Annotated in this window: 22 protein-coding genes; 9 read left to right on the plus strand and 13 right to left on the minus strand. The window is 63.3% G+C overall.

Annotation, left to right across the window (positions count from 1 at the left end; genetic code table 11):
* Window positions 1-128 precede the first annotated feature (128 nt).
* From hemP to ttcA, 7 genes are all read left to right on the plus strand, one after another.
* A complete protein-coding gene (gene hemP, locus O1Y97_RS13905) occupies window positions 129-353 on the plus strand; it encodes a hemin uptake protein HemP (RefSeq protein WP_318761406.1) in 225 nt (74 codons plus the stop codon).
* 9 nt (window positions 354-362) lie between these two features.
* Complete coding sequence (locus O1Y97_RS13910; protein WP_183260678.1) at window positions 363-1418, plus strand: hemin-degrading factor; 1056 nt, start codon at window positions 363-365, stop codon at window positions 1416-1418.
* A 5-nt stretch (window positions 1419-1423) separates the two neighbouring features.
* Window positions 1424-2329 carry a heme/hemin ABC transporter substrate-binding protein gene (locus tag O1Y97_RS13915; RefSeq protein ID WP_404801173.1) on the plus strand — a complete coding sequence of 302 codons (906 nt, stop codon included), beginning with the start codon at window positions 1424-1426 and terminating at the stop codon, window positions 2327-2329.
* A 10-nt stretch (window positions 2330-2339) separates the two neighbouring features.
* On the plus strand, window positions 2340-3449 hold the full coding sequence (locus tag O1Y97_RS13920; RefSeq protein WP_318761407.1) for a FecCD family ABC transporter permease: 1110 nt from the start codon (window positions 2340-2342) through the stop codon (window positions 3447-3449).
* A 35-nt stretch (window positions 3450-3484) separates the two neighbouring features.
* Window positions 3485-4276, plus strand: coding sequence for a heme ABC transporter ATP-binding protein (locus O1Y97_RS13925; protein WP_108607853.1), 792 nt, complete (start codon window positions 3485-3487; stop codon window positions 4274-4276).
* Window positions 4277-4465: 189 nt separating this feature from the next.
* The gene (locus tag O1Y97_RS13930; protein ID WP_404801175.1) at window positions 4466-5362 is read left to right on the plus strand and encodes a VOC family protein; all 897 of its coding nucleotides are present in this window, start codon (window positions 4466-4468) and stop codon (window positions 5360-5362) included.
* Between the two features lie 177 nt (window positions 5363-5539).
* Window positions 5540-6391, plus strand: a complete 852-nt coding sequence (ttcA, locus tag O1Y97_RS13935; protein WP_318761408.1) for a tRNA 2-thiocytidine(32) synthetase TtcA — start codon at window positions 5540-5542, stop codon at window positions 6389-6391.
* Here ttcA and O1Y97_RS13940 read toward each other — a convergent pair.
* The 12 genes from O1Y97_RS13940 to purC form a co-directional block, all read right to left on the minus strand.
* On the minus strand, window positions 6385-7650 hold the full coding sequence (locus O1Y97_RS13940; RefSeq protein WP_199914475.1) for a multidrug effflux MFS transporter: 1266 nt from the start codon (window positions 7648-7650) through the stop codon (window positions 6385-6387). The genes ttcA and O1Y97_RS13940 overlap by 7 nt on opposite strands.
* A 93-nt stretch (window positions 7651-7743) precedes the next feature.
* Window positions 7744-8079 (minus strand): Grx4 family monothiol glutaredoxin, encoded by a 336-nt coding sequence (gene grxD / locus O1Y97_RS13945; protein WP_108607855.1) that lies wholly within the window; start codon window positions 8077-8079, stop codon window positions 7744-7746.
* A 162-nt stretch (window positions 8080-8241) separates the two neighbouring features.
* Entirely contained in the window at window positions 8242-8466 is a 225-nt protein-coding gene (locus O1Y97_RS13950) for a hypothetical protein (RefSeq protein ID WP_183260686.1), read from the minus strand.
* A gap of 70 nt (window positions 8467-8536) precedes the next feature.
* Window positions 8537-9283, minus strand: a complete 747-nt coding sequence (locus O1Y97_RS13955; protein ID WP_318761409.1) for a class I SAM-dependent DNA methyltransferase — start codon at window positions 9281-9283, stop codon at window positions 8537-8539.
* A 21-nt stretch (window positions 9284-9304) separates the two neighbouring features.
* The gene (locus O1Y97_RS13960; RefSeq protein WP_108607858.1) at window positions 9305-9538 is read right to left on the minus strand and encodes a BolA/IbaG family iron-sulfur metabolism protein; all 234 of its coding nucleotides are present in this window, start codon (window positions 9536-9538) and stop codon (window positions 9305-9307) included.
* Between the two features lie 14 nt (window positions 9539-9552).
* On the minus strand, window positions 9553-11778 hold the full coding sequence (purL, locus tag O1Y97_RS13965) for a phosphoribosylformylglycinamidine synthase subunit PurL (protein ID WP_318761410.1): 2226 nt from the start codon (window positions 11776-11778) through the stop codon (window positions 9553-9555).
* 11 nt (window positions 11779-11789) lie between these two features.
* Window positions 11790-12434, minus strand: coding sequence for a Pr6Pr family membrane protein (locus O1Y97_RS13970; RefSeq protein ID WP_183260691.1), 645 nt, complete (start codon window positions 12432-12434; stop codon window positions 11790-11792).
* 3 nt (window positions 12435-12437) lie between these two features.
* On the minus strand, window positions 12438-12845 hold the full coding sequence (locus tag O1Y97_RS13975; RefSeq protein WP_183260692.1) for a YajG family lipoprotein: 408 nt from the start codon (window positions 12843-12845) through the stop codon (window positions 12438-12440).
* 57 nt (window positions 12846-12902) lie between these two features.
* Window positions 12903-13577, minus strand: a complete 675-nt coding sequence (gene purQ, locus O1Y97_RS13980; protein WP_318761411.1) for a phosphoribosylformylglycinamidine synthase subunit PurQ — start codon at window positions 13575-13577, stop codon at window positions 12903-12905.
* The gene (locus tag O1Y97_RS13985; protein WP_183260695.1) at window positions 13574-13828 is read right to left on the minus strand and encodes a hypothetical protein; all 255 of its coding nucleotides are present in this window, start codon (window positions 13826-13828) and stop codon (window positions 13574-13576) included. Before O1Y97_RS13985 ends, purQ begins: the two co-directional genes overlap by 4 nt.
* A 19-nt stretch (window positions 13829-13847) precedes the next feature.
* Window positions 13848-14090, minus strand: coding sequence for a phosphoribosylformylglycinamidine synthase subunit PurS (gene purS, locus O1Y97_RS13990; protein ID WP_318764213.1), 243 nt, complete (start codon window positions 14088-14090; stop codon window positions 13848-13850).
* Window positions 14091-14161: 71 nt separating this feature from the next.
* Window positions 14162-14929 (minus strand): phosphoribosylaminoimidazolesuccinocarboxamide synthase, encoded by a 768-nt coding sequence (gene purC / locus O1Y97_RS13995; protein WP_108607864.1) that lies wholly within the window; start codon window positions 14927-14929, stop codon window positions 14162-14164.
* A 286-nt stretch (window positions 14930-15215) separates the two neighbouring features.
* Between purC and O1Y97_RS14000 the strand changes: the two genes are divergently transcribed.
* Entirely contained in the window at window positions 15216-15536 is a 321-nt protein-coding gene (locus O1Y97_RS14000) for a DUF1476 domain-containing protein (protein WP_108607865.1), read from the plus strand.
* A gap of 105 nt (window positions 15537-15641) precedes the next feature.
* On the plus strand, window positions 15642-16412 hold the full coding sequence (locus O1Y97_RS14005) for an HpcH/HpaI aldolase family protein (RefSeq protein WP_318761412.1): 771 nt from the start codon (window positions 15642-15644) through the stop codon (window positions 16410-16412).
* Window positions 16413-16422: 10 nt separating this feature from the next.
* On the opposite strand, the gene O1Y97_RS14010 is transcribed toward O1Y97_RS14005, so the two are convergent.
* The gene (locus O1Y97_RS14010) at window positions 16423-16977 is read right to left on the minus strand and encodes an RBBP9/YdeN family alpha/beta hydrolase (protein ID WP_108609868.1); all 555 of its coding nucleotides are present in this window, start codon (window positions 16975-16977) and stop codon (window positions 16423-16425) included.
* Between the last annotated feature and the right edge of the window lie 63 nt (window positions 16978-17040).

Below are 17040 nucleotides of genomic sequence, written 5' to 3' on the forward strand. Positions count from 1 at the left end.
TCTTGACTAAGTCACTCCGGTATTGCACTGACTAGTAAACATGAATGTGTGAGTCAACTAATAGATTTGCACATCATGGCCTCGACGGGCTGGTCCGGCGCGGCGAACGGACAAAGGAGTGCAATGAGATGAATTCGCACAATCCGAACCATTTCCGTTCCGGGCAAATTCGCCACGGATACCGCCGGCCGGAAGGCCAGGTTGCGGCACGCCCCATCGCCGGTTCGCTGGCGGTCAGGACGCTGACCAGCGATTCGCTGTTTCTCGGCGATTTCGAGATCGGCATCGACCATGGCGGTTCGCTCTACCGCCTGAAGATTACCCGACAGGGCAAACTCATTCTCAACAAGTAGGTGTTTCAAATGGACCAGCGCGTAAGGCCCAACCCAACCGAAATCAGGCGGGCGCGAACCGACAACCCGAAGATGCGCGAGCGCGACCTCGCCAGCCAGCTCGGCGTTTCCGAAGCTGAACTGGTGGCCGCGCATTGCGGCGAGGGTGTCGTTCGCATCGAACCGCGCGTCGCGGATTTTCTTGCAGGCCTCGAGGCAGTCGGCGAAGTCATGGCGCTGACCCGCAACGAAAGCGCCGTGCACGAGAAGATCGGCATCTACGACAAGGTCGTGCCGGGCAAGCAGGCATCAATGGTGCTGAGCGAAAACATCGACCTGCGCATTTTCCCGAACGCGTGGGCCCATGGCTTTGCCGTGGAGAAACGCGACGGCGATGAAATCCGCCGCAGCCTGCAGTTCTTCGATGCGGCGGGCACGGCTGTGCACAAGGTGCATCTGCGCCCCACGTCCAATCTCGGCGCCTATCAGAAGCTGGTGGAGACGCTGGGCACCGACAACCAGGATCCGGCGATCGCCATCGTTCCTTCTGTCGCCGAAAAGCCGGCCAATGACAGCTCGGCGAGCGTTGACGAATTGCGGCAGCGCTGGAGCACGATGACCGACGTGCATCAGTTCTTCGGCATCCTGCGCTCGCTCAAGCTTGGACGCCAGCAGGCCATGCGCATGGTCGGTCGCGACTATGCCTGGACGCTCGACAGGGAAGCGCTGCCGACCATGTTCAATCAGGCCGCGGCAAGCGAGCAGCCGATCATGTGCTTCGTCGGCAATCATGGCTGCATCCAGATACACTCGGGGCCGGTGAAGAACATCAAGCCGATGGGGCCGTGGATCAACGTGCTCGACGAGACCTTCCACCTGCACCTCAGGCTCGATCACGTCCAGGAGCTCTGGGCGGTGCGCAAGCCAAACACGGATGGGCACGTCACCTCGATCGAGGCCTATGATGCCAATGGCGAGATGATCATCCAGTTCTTCGGCAAGCGGAAGGAAGGCCAGGGCGAGCGCGAGGATTGGCGCAACCTTGTCCAGCAATTGCCCAGCGCCCCGCAGCAGAGCGCGGCGTAAGGAGGATGGCGATGTCGATTACCCACTCGCTGGCGCGTGCGGCAGCGTTAGCCTTTTCGGTCCTGCTTGCGACGACTGTCGCAGGCATGTCTGCCGAAGGAGCAGACGTGCTGCCAGATCGCTCGCGGGTCGCTGCGGTCGGCGGCTCGATCACCGAGATCGTCTATGCGCTCGGCGAGCAGGGCGCATTGGTCGCGCGCGACTCAACGAGCGTCTATCCCGAAGCGGCATTGAAGCTTCCCGACGTCGGCTACATGCGCCAGCTGTCGCCTGAAGGCGTCCTGTCGGTCAATCCGTCGGGTATCCTGGCGCTTGAGGGCAGCGGGCCGAAGGAGGCGCTCGATGTCCTGAAGAAGGCGAGCGTTCCCTTCATTTCCGTTCCCGAAGGCTTCACGCACCAGGGCATCGTCGACAAGATCCGTATCGTCGGCAAGGCGCTCGGCGCCGATGCCAAGGCTGAAACGCTTGCGACCGATGTCGACAAGCAGCTCAGCGATGCCGAAGCGCTGACCAAGGCCATTCCGCAGGGCGAGCGCAAGCGCGTGCTGTTCATCCTGAGCCTGCAGGGCGGCAAGATCCTTGCGTCGGGCGGCGGCACGGCGGCAGACGGTATCATCGCCCTGGCTGGCGGGGTCAATGCTGTCGAAGGCTTCTCCGGCTACAAGCAACTGACCGACGAAGCAGCGATCACGGCCAAGCCCGACATCATCCTGATGATGGACCGCGAAGGTGAGCTCGCCATCGACAATGCCGATCTTTATGCCCATCCGGCGATCGCATCGACGCCGGCCGGCCAGAACAAGCAAGTCATCCGCATGGACGGCGCCTACCTGCTCGGCTTCGGCCCGCGCACTGCCGGCGCCGTGAAGGATCTGGCCGTTGCGCTCTATGGCGACGCGGTCAAGAAATAAGGTCGACGCTGTGGTGGATGAAACGATCGCCGGCGTGGCCGGCGTGAACCAGGGCGACCGCTACGTCAGTGGCGACCGCTCGGGCAGGGCGTTGTTCGTCATTGGCGCTCTGGCGGTGGCCCTGGTGGTGACGGCGCTGGTCAGCCTGACCTGGGGCGCGTCCGACGCTTCGGCACTGGGTCTCGTCGGCAACTGGCTGTTCGGTGCTGTGCCCGGCCAGGAGGCCTTGTCGGCGCGCGACAGCATCATCGTCTATGACATTCGCCTGCCGCGGGTCATTCTGGGCATGCTGGTGGGCGCAGCGCTCGCCGTTTCCGGAGCGGTGATGCAAGGCCTGTTCCGCAACCCGCTCGCCGATCCCGGCCTGGTCGGCGTGTCCGCAGGTGCGGGCCTCGGCGCGGTGTCGGTGATCGTGCTGGGCGGAACATTTCTTGCGCCGTTCACGGCGCTGCTGGGCAGCTACGCGCTGCCGCTCGCCGCGTTTGCCGGTGGCCTTGTTACGACGATCATCCTCTATAACGTCGCGACGCGGCAGGGCCGCACGTCGATCGCCACCATGCTGCTGGCCGGCATTGCACTTGGTGCGATGGCGATCGCGCTGACCGGCATCCTCGTCTACATGGCCGACGACCGGCAGCTGCGCGACCTGACCTTCTGGCAGCTTGGCTCGCTCGCCGGAGCGACGTGGCTGAAGATCGCCGCCGCAGGGCCGATCATCGCGCTTGCGCTTGCGGCAACGCCGTTCATGGCCAAGGGCCTCAACGCCCTGGCGCTGGGCGAGGCGACGGCTAGCCATCTCGGTGTTCCGGTACAACGGCTGAAATATGTGGCGATCGTAGCCGTCTCGGCGGCCATCGGCGCCTCGGTGGCGGTCAGCGGCGGCATCGGCTTCATCGGCATCGTCGTGCCGCATCTGCTGCGCCTGGCGATCGGCCCGGACAACCGCTACCTGCTGCCGGCTTCCGCGCTTCTGGGTGCTTGCCTGCTGCTGCTCGCGGATGCCGTCAGCCGCACCATCGTGGCACCCGCTGAACTGCCGATCGGCATCGTCACGGCTGCCGTCGGCGGCCCGTTCTTCCTGTGGATACTGCTGCGCAAGCGCGGCATCGTCGATCTTTGACGGCGTCGCCGCAGAGGCATTGTAAGGGTAATAAGATGATCGAAGCGCGCCAGGTTTCAGTGTCCATCGGCAGCAAGCGCATCGTCAGCGATGTCGATTTCACCGTCCGCCCAGGCGAACTGGCGGCGATCGTCGGACCCAACGGCTCCGGCAAGACGACCTTCCTGAAGGCGCTGACGGGCGAACTCGCCTATACCGGCGACGTTTCGCTCAACGGCCGTAACGCCGTCTCGCTCAAGCCATGGGAGGCAGCTGGCATACGCGCCGTGCTGCCGCAGTCGACTGCGCTTTCCTTCCCGTTCACCGTCCGCGAGATCGTCAAGCTCGGCGTGACCGGCGGCAGGTCGGGCGTGTTGCGCGGCGAGGACGGCCGGCTTCCCGAGCGGGCGCTGGCGCGTGTCGATCTCGAGGGTTTTGCCGGCCGGTATTACCAGGAGCTCTCCGGCGGCGAGCAGCAGCGCGTGCAACTCGCCCGCGTTTTGTGCCAGGTGTGGGCACCCGTGCTGGACGGTCAGGCACGCTACCTGTTCCTCGACGAGCCGGTATCCAGCCTCGACATCAAGCACCAGCTGATCATCATGAACATCGCCCGCGATTTCGCGCGGCGTGGCGGCGGGGTGGTCGCCATCCTGCACGACCTCAATCTGACGGCTATGTATGCCGATCAGATTTGCGTCATGCATCGGGGCAGGTTGGCCGCAGCAGGTTCGCCGCAAGAGGTGCTGAGCGACGATCTGATCGAGAAGGTTTTCGGCTGCCGCCTGCGTGTCGGTGCCGTGCCTGCAGCCAATGTACCTTTCGTGCTGCCGCAGTCGGCTGCCGCCTGAACTTCACATACCTCGTCAGCGCAGCCGATGCCGGCTTGATGGCCGCCGGTCAGGGCAACAATCGGGCTATTCTGGACGCTTGATATCGAATCGGTGAACGCCGTGTTCGGTCTTTGCCGTCTTGTGTGAACGCTGGTTCCGGCCGATCTATCCAAAATCGCAACAGCCGTGTTGGCCGGAGAATGGATTTTGGAACTGACACGTCGCAAACTGGTGGGTAGCGCTGCACTCCTTGCACTGGGAGCAACCGCAGGCGTTGGCCGCACGGAGCCCAAGATGAGCAACATTCCCTTTGCCGCGACGACGCCGATCAGCGTTTCCCGCGTCGGCCTGAAGGCGCGCGACGCCGTGGCGCTGGCGAATTTCTATCGCGACGTCGTCGGCCTGCAGGAGCTTGGCCGCGACGGCGAGACAATCACGCTTGGTGCCGGTAGCAGGGCGCTGCTCGACATCGAGGCCGACAAGGCGGCGCAGCCGGACGACCCGCGCAGCGCGGGCCTGTTCCACACTGCGTTCCTGCTGCCGACACGCGCGGACCTCGGGCGCTGGATCAAGCATGCCATCGACAAGCGCATCCCGGTCGACGGCGCATCCGACCACCTTGTCAGCGAGGCGCTTTATCTCACCGATCCCGAGGGCAACGGCATCGAGATCTATTCCGACAGGCCGCATGAGCGCTGGAAATGGACCGGCTCGCAGGTCGACATGGCAACCGAGCAACTGGACATCGCTTCGATCGTGGCCGATGCCGGCGACGCCGGCTGGCAGGGGGCGCCCGACAACAGCATCGTCGGCCACGTCCATCTGCGGGTGGGCGATCCGGCGCTTGCAGCGGAATGGTGGAACAAGGAGTTCGGCTTCGACACGGTGGCAAAATACGGCAGCAGCGCCGTGTTCCTGTCGTCCGGCGGCTACCACCACCATATCGGCGCCAACTCCTGGCAGAGCCCGCGCGCAGGCAAGCGCGACTTGTCGCGCACCGGGCTTGCCTGGGTTGAAATGCGCTCGGCCGACGCCACGACGGAAACCAGCCGCGAGGATGCCTGGGGCACCGTCATTCGTACCGTTCCCGGACTGCCGGGCTGATCGACGATCCAAGTCGAGAAATAGCGCGAACAGCGAGAGCGGCCGGCAACGGCCGCTCTTTTCGTATAGACGCTGCTGGCAGTGCGTCTTGCGCCCCAGCTGTTTTTACGAAATATCCCCCTTCAATGGCGTGTGCCACAATGACGGCACCGCACTAGAATTGAAGGACGAACCCCGATGGGCATTCACGAACAGGACGCGCTGTCCGAGCCGGAAGGGATTTCCTTTCCGCTCTACCGTGACGCGCCTTCCTCGGTGGAGTTCAACAAGCTGCGCAAGCGGCTGCTCAGACTGACCCGCCAGGCAATCGAGGACTATGCCATGGCAAAGCCCGGCGAGCGCTGGCTGGTGGCGCTGTCGGGCGGCAAGGATTCCTACGGGCTGCTGGCGGTCCTGCTCGATCTCAAATGGCGCGGCCTGCTGCCGGTCGACCTGCTCGCCTGCAACCTCGACCAGGGCCAGCCGAACTTCCCCAAGAACGTGCTGCCGGACTATCTCAACGCCAACGGCATCGCCCACCGCATCGAGTACCGCGACACCTACTCGGTGGTCACCGACAAGATCGCTGAGGGCAACACCTATTGTTCGCTGTGCTCGCGGCTCAGGCGCGGCCATCTCTACCGCATCGCGCGGGAGGAGGGCTGTTCGTCGCTGGTGCTCGGCCACCACCGCGAGGATATCCTCGAGACCTTCTTCATGAACATGTTCCATGGCGGCCGTCTTGCCGCCATGCCGCCCAAGCTGATGAACGACGAGGGCGACGTCATGGTGCTGCGACCGCTCGCCTTCTGCGCCGAGGCCGACATGGCCAAGTTCGCCGACGGCATGAAGTTCCCGATCATCCCGTGCGATCTGTGCGGCAGCCAGGAAGGGCTTCAGCGCAACGCCATGAAGGCGATGCTGAACGACATCGAAAAGCGCATGCCGGGCCGCAAGGACACGATGCTGCGGGCGCTTGCCAACACGCGCCCGTCGCACCTGCTCGATCGCAAGCTGTTCGATTTTGCGAGCCTGTCGCCGGCTCAGTGAACGTCGGTCACGACCGGCTTGACGTCATGCTGGCCGCGGAACAGCTTGCCGCGTTCGGCAATAAGCACCATCACGAGGCCAAATGCAGCCACACCGCAAAACCCGGCCGCCAGGGGCGTGGTCGTGCCGTCGAACGACTGGCCGATCGCGGCGCCGATCAGGCCGCCGCCCATCGTCTGCATGAAGCCCTGGACCGACGAGGCCGTACCGGCGATGTGGCCGAGAGGCTCCATGGCGATGGAGTTGAAGTTCGAGCCGATCCAGCCGAACTGGAACATTGCCAGCGCAAACAGCACGATGAAGGCTGCAAACGGCACCGGCCCCGTCAGCGACCAGGCGAACCAGACCGCGCTCACCAGCAAGAAGCCGATCAGCGCGCCATGCGACAGCCGCCGCATGCCGAGACGCACCACCAGTCGTGAGTTGAGGAACGACGACAGCGACATCATGCCGGCAATTGCCGCGAAGACGACCGGGAACCAGACGCCAAGGCCGTAGATGCCGACATAGACCTGCTGTGCCGAATTGATGAAGCCGAACAGCGAGCCGAAGACGACCATCGAGGCGAGCGTGTACCATAGCGACATACGCGTGGTCAGCACGGTACGGAAGGCTTGTGCCACCGACAGCAAGGACAGCGGCCGCCGGTCTTCAGGGTGCATCGTTTCCGGCAGGCGGATTGCCGCCCACAGCATGATGGCCATTGCCGAAAGCGCCATGACGATGAAGATCATGTGCCATTCCGCAAACAGCATGATGATCTGGCCAATGCCCGGCGCCACGACCGGCACGATCATGAACACCATGAAGACAAGAGACATGATCTCGGCCATCTGCCGCCCACCGAAGCGGTCGCGGATGATCGAGACGGCGATTACCCGGGTCGAAGCAGCGCCGACACCCTGGACGAAGCGCAGGGCCAGCAAGGTCTCGAAGGTTGGGGCGAAGGCCGCAGCGAAGGCCGCGAGCACATAGACGCCCAGGCCGAACATCAGCGGCGCACGCCGGCCGAAGCGGTCGGAGATCGGGCCGTAGCCGAGCAGCGCGAGCGCGAGGCCGGCGAAATAGGCGGTGACCACATACTGCCGGTGGTTTTCGTTTTCGACGCCGAGGCTGGCGCCGATCTCCTGCAGGCCGGGCAGCATGATGTCGATGGCCAGCGCGTTCACGGCCATCAGGGCTGCGGCGAGGGCGATGAATTCCCAACGCGGAATCGGGAATACGCCCTGCTGGGCGCTCGGGGAGACTTTCTGTTCCATTGAGGAATCCAATTCAAACGGAAATGCGCCGGCAAGCCGGCGCATTTGCCACAAATGGGACCCCGGAACAGGCCGGAGCCGGTACTTTTTAGGTCAGGCGGCGCCCTTGACGCTGACGCCCTTCTCCTGAAGGAACGACTGCAATTCGCCGGCCTGGAACATCTCGCGGATGATGTCGCAGCCGCCCACGAACTCGCCCTTGACGTAAAGCTGCGGGATCGTCGGCCAGTTGGAATAGTCCTTGATGCCCTGGCGAAGTTCGTTCGAGGTCAGGACGTTGACGCCCTTATAGTCGACACCGAGATAGTCGAGAATCTGCGCGACCTGGCCGGAAAAGCCGCATTGCGGAAAACCGGGCGTGCCCTTCATGAAAACCACGACATCCTGGCTCTTCACTTCGCTATCGATGTATTCGTTGATTCCGCTCATGGCGACCTAAACCTCAAATCTGGCCGGAGTGACGTTCCGGCAATGTTCGTTAGACTGCTAGCACTTGCTACTATGTGGTTCAAGAGTCGAGCTTTCCAAGCGGCTTGTCGACCCGAAAACCAGGATGCGGGGACTCGGGCAATTGCGCCGCTGTTCTGCAGGCTAGGCGCGGCGCCGAACCTTCGATCTCGACCGTACCGTGCGCTTGCGGCTCGTCTGCTTCTTGGCTGGCCTCAAAAGCTTCTCGATCTGGCGCAGCGTCGCCGAGCTGGTCGACGTCGTGCGCTTGCGCCTGCGGGTCCGCTTCGACGTGCCTGTGGTCTTTTTCAGGATGTCCTTCAGCGCACCGTCGACGACGCCTTCGACAAGATCGGAAATGAAGGACATGGGCTGGCTCGCAGGTTCTCGGGTCGGACTGGCCGATGAATAAAAGACCGCCCGGCCGATGTCGAGACGGCTACTTGATTGCCCGCACGCAGATGAAGGCGGGCGAGAAGTTCAATTCTTCGAAATGCACGGGGTCGGCCGCTTCCATTTCCGCGACGGGCAGTGGTTCGACAAAGCGATCGAGCCGCCAGCCGGCATCGGCCAAGCCATTCAATATGTCCTGCAAAGGGCGTCGGTAGGACTCGACATACGGGTTGGGGAGGCCGAAGCCGCCCCAATGCAGGCCCCAGAGATTGGTGGCGAAGTAGTTGGCGTCACCACGTGCGCGGAGATCGGCCCAATCGCGCATCGGATGGCCCATCGAAAAGACAAGGTGGCCTCCCGGTCGTGCAATCCGGTGGAACTCGGCGAATACCGGCTTGAGGTCCTCGACATAGTCCAGCGCCAGCGAGCACAGGATCGCGTCCGCGCCGTCGCTGGAAAGCCAGTCGAGCGGCTTGCCCAGGTCGCCTTCGCGGATATCGACGTCGAGACCGGCACAACGCTTCCGTGCCAGATCGAGCATTTCGGGCGTGACGTCGAAGGCGCGGACGCGAGCACCGCTGCGGGCCAGCTTCTCCGTGCAGATTCCGGAGCCACAGCCGGCGTCGACCACGTCGAGTCCGGCAACATCGCCCAACAGCGAAAGCGAGGCCGGTCGCTCGTAGAGCGCATTGTGCGGCTTGGTCGGCGCGGCAGCGTCATACCGCTCGGCGAAGGAGCCATAGGCGCGCCGCGCAATCTGCTCGCTTTCGGGAGAGGCTGGGCGGCGCGACATTGTTGGCAAGGCCCGGCGACCTTACTCCGGAATGCTTGTCTGCAGGGCGAGCGCATGCAGCACACCGCCCATATTGCCCTTCAGCGCATCGTAGACCATCTGGTGCTGCTGCACGCGGGTCTTGCCGCGGAAGCTTTCAGACACGACCTCGGCGGCATAGTGGTCGCCGTCGCCGGCGAGGTCGCGAATGGTCACCTTGGCGTCCGGAATGCCTTCCTTGATCAGTTTTTCGATGTCGTGGGCATCCATTGCCATGTCGGTATTCCTACTCAGTTATTCATGAACCGAGGGAACCAGGATTCGTGAGCCGAGGTCAACTCGTCCACGCTCACGGCCCGTGCCTCGCCCAACTTCAGTTCCTTGCCGCCGGTCGTCCCGATCCACGGAGCGTGGATGCCGAGCGCCTTGGCTTCATTCCACAACTCCTGCATGTCGGCCGACTTCGGGTCAAGCTTGACGGTGACAAGGTAACGGCCCTGGTCTTCGCCGAAGAACACCGGGATCGGATTGGTGCCGCTGAGGCCGGGAATAGTGGCGCCGATGCCCGAAGCCATCGCCATTTCGGCCAGAGCCACCGCCAGGCCGCCGTCGGACAGGTCGTGGACCGCCGTCGCCGTGCCGTTGCGGATCAGCTTGCGGACGAAATCGCCGGCCTTCTTCTCGTGCTCGAGGTCGACTGCCGGTGGTGGGCCGTCGGTGCGGCCGTGCACGTCGCGCATGTAGATCGACTGCGCGAGGTGGCTGCCCCACTGGGCCGGGCCGCCGACCAGCAGGATCACTTCGCCTTCACGGGCAAAACAGGCCTTGGCCATCTTCGACCAGTCGTCGATGAGGCCGACACCGCCGATGGTCGGCGTAGGCAGGATGCCTTGGCCATTGGTCTCGTTGTACAGCGACACGTTGCCCGAAACGATCGGGAAGCCGAGCGCGCGGCAGGCATCGCCGATACCAGACACTGCCTTGACGAACTGGCCCATGATTTCGGGGCGTTCGGGATTGCCGAAGTTGAGATTGTCTGTTGCAGCCAGCGGCAGGGCACCGGTCGCCGTCAGGTTGCGCCAGCATTCGGCCACCGCCTGCTTGCCGCCCTCGTAAGGATCGGCCTCGCAATAGCGCGGCGTCACGTCCGACGAGAACGCCAGCGCTTTGGTGGCATGGCCCTCGACACGCACCACGCCGGCGTCACCGCCCGGGCGCTGTAGCGAGTTGCCCTGGATCATCGTGTCATACTGCTCATAGACCCAGCGGCGCGACGACAGGTCGGGCCCGTCCAGCATCTTCAGCAGTGCATCGGCGACATCGGCCTGCGGCACATCATCGGCGGCCAGCGGCGCGCGCGTTATCGGCTCGACCCACGGGCGGTCGTATTCGGGCGCTTCGTCGCCAAGTTCCTTGATCGGCAGGTTGGCGACTTCCTTGCCCTGGTGGAGGACGCGGAAGCGCAGGTCGTCGGTGGTCTTGCCGACGATGGCGAAGTCGAGGCCCCACTTGACGAAGATCGCCTCGGCTTCTTCTTCCTTTTCGGGCCGCAGCACCATGAGCATGCGCTCCTGGCTTTCCGACAGCATCATCTCGTAGGCGCTCATGCGCTCTTCGCGCACCGGCACCTTGTCGAGGTCGAGCTCGATTCCGAGATCACCCTTGGCGCCCATCTCGACGGCAGAGCAGGTGAGACCAGCTGCGCCCATGTCCTGGATGGCGATGACGGCGCCCGAGGCCATCAGCTCGAGGCAGGCTTCGAGCAGGCACTTTTCGGTGAACGGGTCGCCGACCTGAACGGTCGGGCGCTTCTCGTCGATCTTGTCGTCGAACTCGGCCGAAGCCATGGTCGCGCCGCCGACGCCGTCACGTCCGGTCTTGGCGCCGAGATAGACCACGGGCAAGCCGACGCCCTTGGCCTGCGACAGGAAGATGCCATCGGTCCTGGCGAGCCCCGCGGCAAAGGCATTGACCAGGATGTTGCCGTTGTAGCGGGCATCGAAATTTACCTCGCCGCCGACGGTCGGCACGCCGAAGGCATTGCCGTATCCGCCGACGCCGGCAACCACGCCCGACACCAGGTGGCGGGTCTTGGGGTGGTCGGGCGCGCCGAAGCGCAAGGCGTTCATGGAGGCAATCGGCCGCGCACCCATGGTGAAGACGTCGCGCAGGATACCGCCTACGCCGGTCGCAGCACCCTGGTAGGGCTCGATGTAGGAGGGGTGGTTGTGGCTCTCCATCTTGAAGACCACGCAGTCGCCGTCGCCGATGTCGACCACGCCGGCGTTTTCGCCCGGGCCCTGGATGACGACGTCGCCCTTGGTCGGCAGCGTACGCAACCACTTCTTCGAGGATTTGTACGAGCAATGCTCGTTCCACATCGCCGAAAAGATGCCGAGCTCGGTGAAGCTCGGCTCGCGCCCGACAAGGTCGAGTATGCGCTGGTACTCGTCCGGCTTGAGCCCGTGCGAGGCGATGAGTTCGCCGGTGATCTTCACGTCGTTCTGAATGGTCATCGGTTTTCCCGTCAGTTCGGCCTTGCGGCCTTCCTAAAGCTTGAAATGCCGTGGTCCGCAACAACCGCGATGACGCACAGCACAAGAAACAGCAGGGTCATCATCAGCGACGTCAGCGCGACGCTCGTTGCACCCTTGGTGGCGATGTCGAGGAACGGGTAGGGGACCTCGCCCGCAATCGGCGCCCGTGCCAGAGCATAGATAAGATAGAGCACCGGATAGACAACCCAATAGGGGATGTCGCTCCATCTGGTCGAGCCGTCCGCACCGGCGGCCAACCACCAGGCGAGATAGAGGATCGGGGTGACGTAGTGCAGCAGCACGTCGCAGAGCAGGAACAGGCCCTCAGGCTGCCAGAGCGGCGCCAGGATCGTGACGTAGACGATCATCACCAGCGCAATGGCGACGGCCACGCCGCCACGCGCGCGCGCGCCGGCAAACAGGCCGAGCAGCCCGGATTTCGCGTCGCGCAGCGCCGCCAGATACACCAGAACAGCGCCGATATTGGTCAGGATGGTGAAGAAGCTGAAATAGAACACGGCCGAGCCGAGCACGGTGCGGCCAGCGGCAATCGACGCCGGCATGGTGATCGCAAACTGCAGCATCAGGCCGACCAGACCGATCGCCAGACCCGCAAATTGCAGGAACCGTGCCATGCCTCAGGCGGCTCCGCCGCAGGAGGCGTCGCCGGTGCGCCAGCGGTTGATGTCGGAGCCGATACGCGCGCCGAGCGCCTCGTCCATCAGCGGGCCGAACACCTCGACCTGGCTGGAGGCGCCACGGGCCTGCACCACCAGCAGCGGGCGGGCGCCATATTGCTTGGCTGGTACCAGCAAGAAGCGCGGCGTACCGCCGAAATTGTTGAGTTCATTGGCCATCTGGTACTTCTTGAAGGCCGGGTCCTTGCTGGCAAACCAGCATCTGTGCGCGGCGATGGCCACCTGTTCCATCGAGCGCAGCGACGCGCTCTTGCCCGAGCCCGAGGGGGCTGGTGTCTTCGGGCCGGAGTTGCAGGCGGCGAGGCCGATGACAGCGGCTGTTGCCGCCAGAATCCGGAGTGACTTCATTCGCCGATGCCCGCCTTTTGCGATGGATGACTGGAGAGAATGCCGGACGTTTGCCGCTCAGGCCGCCTTGGAAAGGCCGAGCGCACTTTCGAACAATGCGCGGCCGTCTTCCCCGCCATGTGCTGCCTCGATCAGGTTTTCCGGATGTGGCATCAGGCCGAGCACGTTGCCCTTGTCATTGATGATGCCGGCGATGTCGTTGACCGAACCGTTCGGGTTGGTGCCCTCGGCGTAGCGGAAAACCACCTGGCCTTCGCCTTCGATGCGCTTCAGCGTATCTGGATCGGCGAAATAGTTGCCGTCGTGGTGCGCCACCGGGCAGCGGATGACCTGGCCGGCCGAATAGTTGCGGGTGAAGGCCGTGTTGGCGTTGGCGATCTCGAGCTTGACCTCGCGGCAGACGAACTTGAGCGACGTGTTGCGCATCAAGGCGCCGGGCAGCAGGCCCGCCTCGACCAGGATCTGGAAGCCGTTGCAGACGCCCACGACCTGCACGCCCTTAGCGGCCTTCTCGGCCACCGCGCGCAGCACCGGCATGCGAGCAGCAATCGCCCCGCAGCGCAGGTAGTCGCCGAAGGAGAAGCCGCCGGGAATGGCGATCAGGTCGACATCGGGAATCTCGGTGTCCGTCTGCCAGACGGTGACGGGCGCCTTGCCCGAAATCTTGGTCAGCGCCGCAATCATGTCGCGGTCGCGGTTGAGGCCAGGGAGGAGGACGACAGCTGATTTCATCTCGGTTCGTATGGCCTCTGGGGTTCGGCAAGTTCACGCAATTCTGGGCGACGCTCGATGCGCTCGAGCCGCTCGTCGTGGCGCGCGAGAACACCGTAGATATTGTGGATGTCACTCTGAATCCCGACCATGTGGCCGCGAATGACATTAAGTTCCCTTTTGACCTCGGACACATCCTGGCGAAGTTCGGACAGGTCGTGATTCATCCGCTTCAGCAGTTCGTACACCAGGTCGTTGGTGACTTCTGCCACTATACCCTCCGATGCAACCTCAGATAAGCGTCACGCTATAATTCTCAATCACCGTGTTCGCCAGAAGCTTCTCGCACATGGCATTGAGGTCGGCTTCCACCTTGGCCTTGTCTGCGCCTTCGATTTCCACGTCGAAGACCTTGCCCTGGCGTACCGAGCCGACACCGCCAAAGCCCAGGCCGTCGAGCGCATGCTCGATTGCCTTGCCTTGCGGGTCGAGCACGCCGTTCTTGAGGGTGACGGTGACGCGGGCCTTGATCACGGGCATTTCACTCCGGGGTCGAAATTGGAAAACTTTCGGGCGCGAAGTTACTCGCGCCCGTGGTTGATGCTTCAGTGCTTGACGAGGACCGGGCCGGTCGGGCGCGGGGTCTCGTTCTCGTTCATGATACCGAGGCGTCGTGCCACTTCCTGGTAAGCCTCGACCAGTCCGCCCATATCGCGGCGGAAACGGTCCTTGTCGAGCTTGTCCTGGGTGGCGACGTCCCACAGGCGGCAACTGTCTGGCGAAATCTCGTCGGCAACCACGATGCGCATCATGTCGCCCTCGAACAGACGGCCGCATTCGATCTTGAAATCGACGAGCTGGATGCCGACACCCATGAACAGGCCGGAAAGGAAGTCGTTGACACGAATGGCGAGTGCCATGATGTCATCGATTTCCTGCGGGCTTGCCCAGCCGAACGCGGTGATATGCTCTTCCGAGACCATCGGGTCGTCGAGCGCGTCGGCCTTGTAGTAGAACTCGATGATCGAGCGCGGCAGCACGGTGCCTTCTTCGATGCCGAGGCGCTTGGCCAGCGAGCCGGCGGCGACGTTGCGCACCACGACCTCGAGCGGGATGATCTCGACTTCCTTGATCAGCTGCTCGCGCATGTTGAGCCGGCGGATGAAGTGGGTCGGAATGCCCATCCGGTTCAGATGGTTGAAGATGTGCTCGGAAATGCGGTTGTTGAGCACACCCTTGCCGTCGACGACCTCATGCTTCTTCTTGTTGAAGGCGGTGGCGTCGTCCTTGAAAAACTGGATCAGGGTGCCCGGCTCGGGGCCTTCATAAAGGATCTTGGCCTTGCCTTCGTAAATGCGGCGGCGATTCTTCATTTGAATGATTCTCTGGTTGGAAGGGTGGACGGCAAGCTACCGGTCCCTTTCTCACGCCGCAAAGCCGCGGCGGCTGTGGGTTTCAAGGCCGGTCTCTATCTTAATCGGACACATTGCTCAATCATCATTTCCCGCCAATCAACTCCTTTTGGTACGGAAATGCCGCACCGCACACGCAAACAGAGCAAAAGAGAGATATTGACCGGGCGGCGGGCTTTTGGTTTGAGGAAGTCGATATCATATGCACCGGAAGTCGAATCGATTTCCCACTCCCTGGAGGATTGCCATGAGCAACATGAAGGACCGCGAAGAAGGTTTTGAGCGCAAATTCGTCTTTGACGAAGAGCTGCGTTTCAAGGCGAATGCGCGGCGCAACAAGGCGCTCGGTCTCTGGGCGGCTGAAAAGCTTGGCAAATCGGGCGCCGATGCAGAGGCCTATGCGAAGGAAGTCGTCGTTTCCGACATCGAGGAAGCCGGCGATCATGACGTGTTCCGCAAGGTCCGTGCCGACTTCGATGCTGCTGGCGTTGACCAGTCCGACCATCAGATCCGCCGCACCATGGACGAACTGATGGCCCAAGCGATCGAGCAGATCAAGAATACCTGATTTTCCCAGTGTCGCTGGGCCAAAGAACCGCCCGGATTCCGGGCGGTTTTTGTTTGCGACTTCGGTCGCTTCCGGGTGAAATGACGCCCGATCAGGAGAGAAAAAATGTCGCTTGCCGAGAGACTGAACGCCAACGAGACCATTATCACCGCCTGGTCGGGCGTGCCCGATGCGTTGACCGTCGAAATACTTGCCGGGCAGGGGTTTGATGCCGTCACCCTCGACATGCAGCATGGCGGCCACAACGAAGACAGCGTGTTGCGCTCGTTGGCTCCGGTCCTGCGCGCAAACAAGCATGCAATCGTCCGGGTTCCGGTCGGTCGCTTCGATATGGCGAGCCGTGCGCTCGACTTCGGCGCAGAGGCCGTCATCGCGCCGATGGTCAATTCGGTGGAGGACGCGCAACGCTTCGCTGCCGCGGTGAAGTATCCGCCGTTGGGCGAGCGTTCCTGGGGGCCGACCTTCGCTGCGCCCCGCCAGGGCAGCAACGACCCTGCCAAGTGGCTCAGGGAGAGCAACGCCCGCACCGTCTCTTTTGCGATGGTCGAGACGCATGCCGCGGTCGCAGCTCTCGATGACATCCTGTCGACTCCCGGTATCGACGGCATTTTTGTCGGGCCCGGCGACTTTTCCATCGCCTGGACCAACGGCGAGACGATCAACGGGACGCTCGAAGGCATGATGGAAACGGTGGCTGAAGTCGCCAAGCGCACGCGGGCCGCCGGCAAGCATGCCGGCATCTATGTCACCGATCCGAAGATCGCCGGGCGCTTCGTTGATATGGGCTTCCAGCTGCTCGCCACCGGCTCGGAGCACCAGCTGATCTCGGCCGGCGCCGCCGGCCTGCTGGCCGATCTCAGGAAATCGCTCGGCTGACGACTGGTCGTCAGCCTTCCAGGCGCGACAGGAACTGAGCGAATACCATCGATCCCTCCGGCCACGGCCCGTGGCCGGAATCCGAATTGATGTGACCGGATTCGCCGGCATCGACGAACATCGACCCCCAGGCGGCCGCGATGTCTTCCGCGACATCGAGTGCGCAGTAGGGATCGTTGCGGCTGGCGATCACCACCGAGGGAAACGGCAGCGGATCGCGCGGGTAGGGGCCGAAGGTCATCATGTGTTTCGGCTTGATGGCTGGGTTGGAAACATCGGGCGGGGCAACAAAGAACCCACCGGCAACACGTTTCGTGAACCCCGGAATGGCGTGGATGGCGGTTGGGATGCCAAGCGAGTGCGCAACCAGAACGACCGGCCGTTCGGCCGCGTTCACCGCGTCGATGACTTTTGCCGTCCAGTCCTCACGTAGCGGCTTCGACCACTCGTCCTGCTCGACGCGGCGCGCGGTCGACAGTTTTTCCTCCCAACGGCTCTGCCAGTGGGTGGGCCCGGAATTGGTGTATCCGGGGACGATGATGATTTCGGCGTCCTTGACTTTCATGCCGCGCATGTAGCGATCCGGCTGCGCCGGTGCAACCACTCCGAACCACCTTCGCGGCCGGAA

It is taken from the genome of Aminobacter niigataensis, assembly GCF_946995915.1.
GTDB lineage: Bacteria > Pseudomonadota > Alphaproteobacteria > Rhizobiales > Rhizobiaceae > Aminobacter > Aminobacter niigataensis.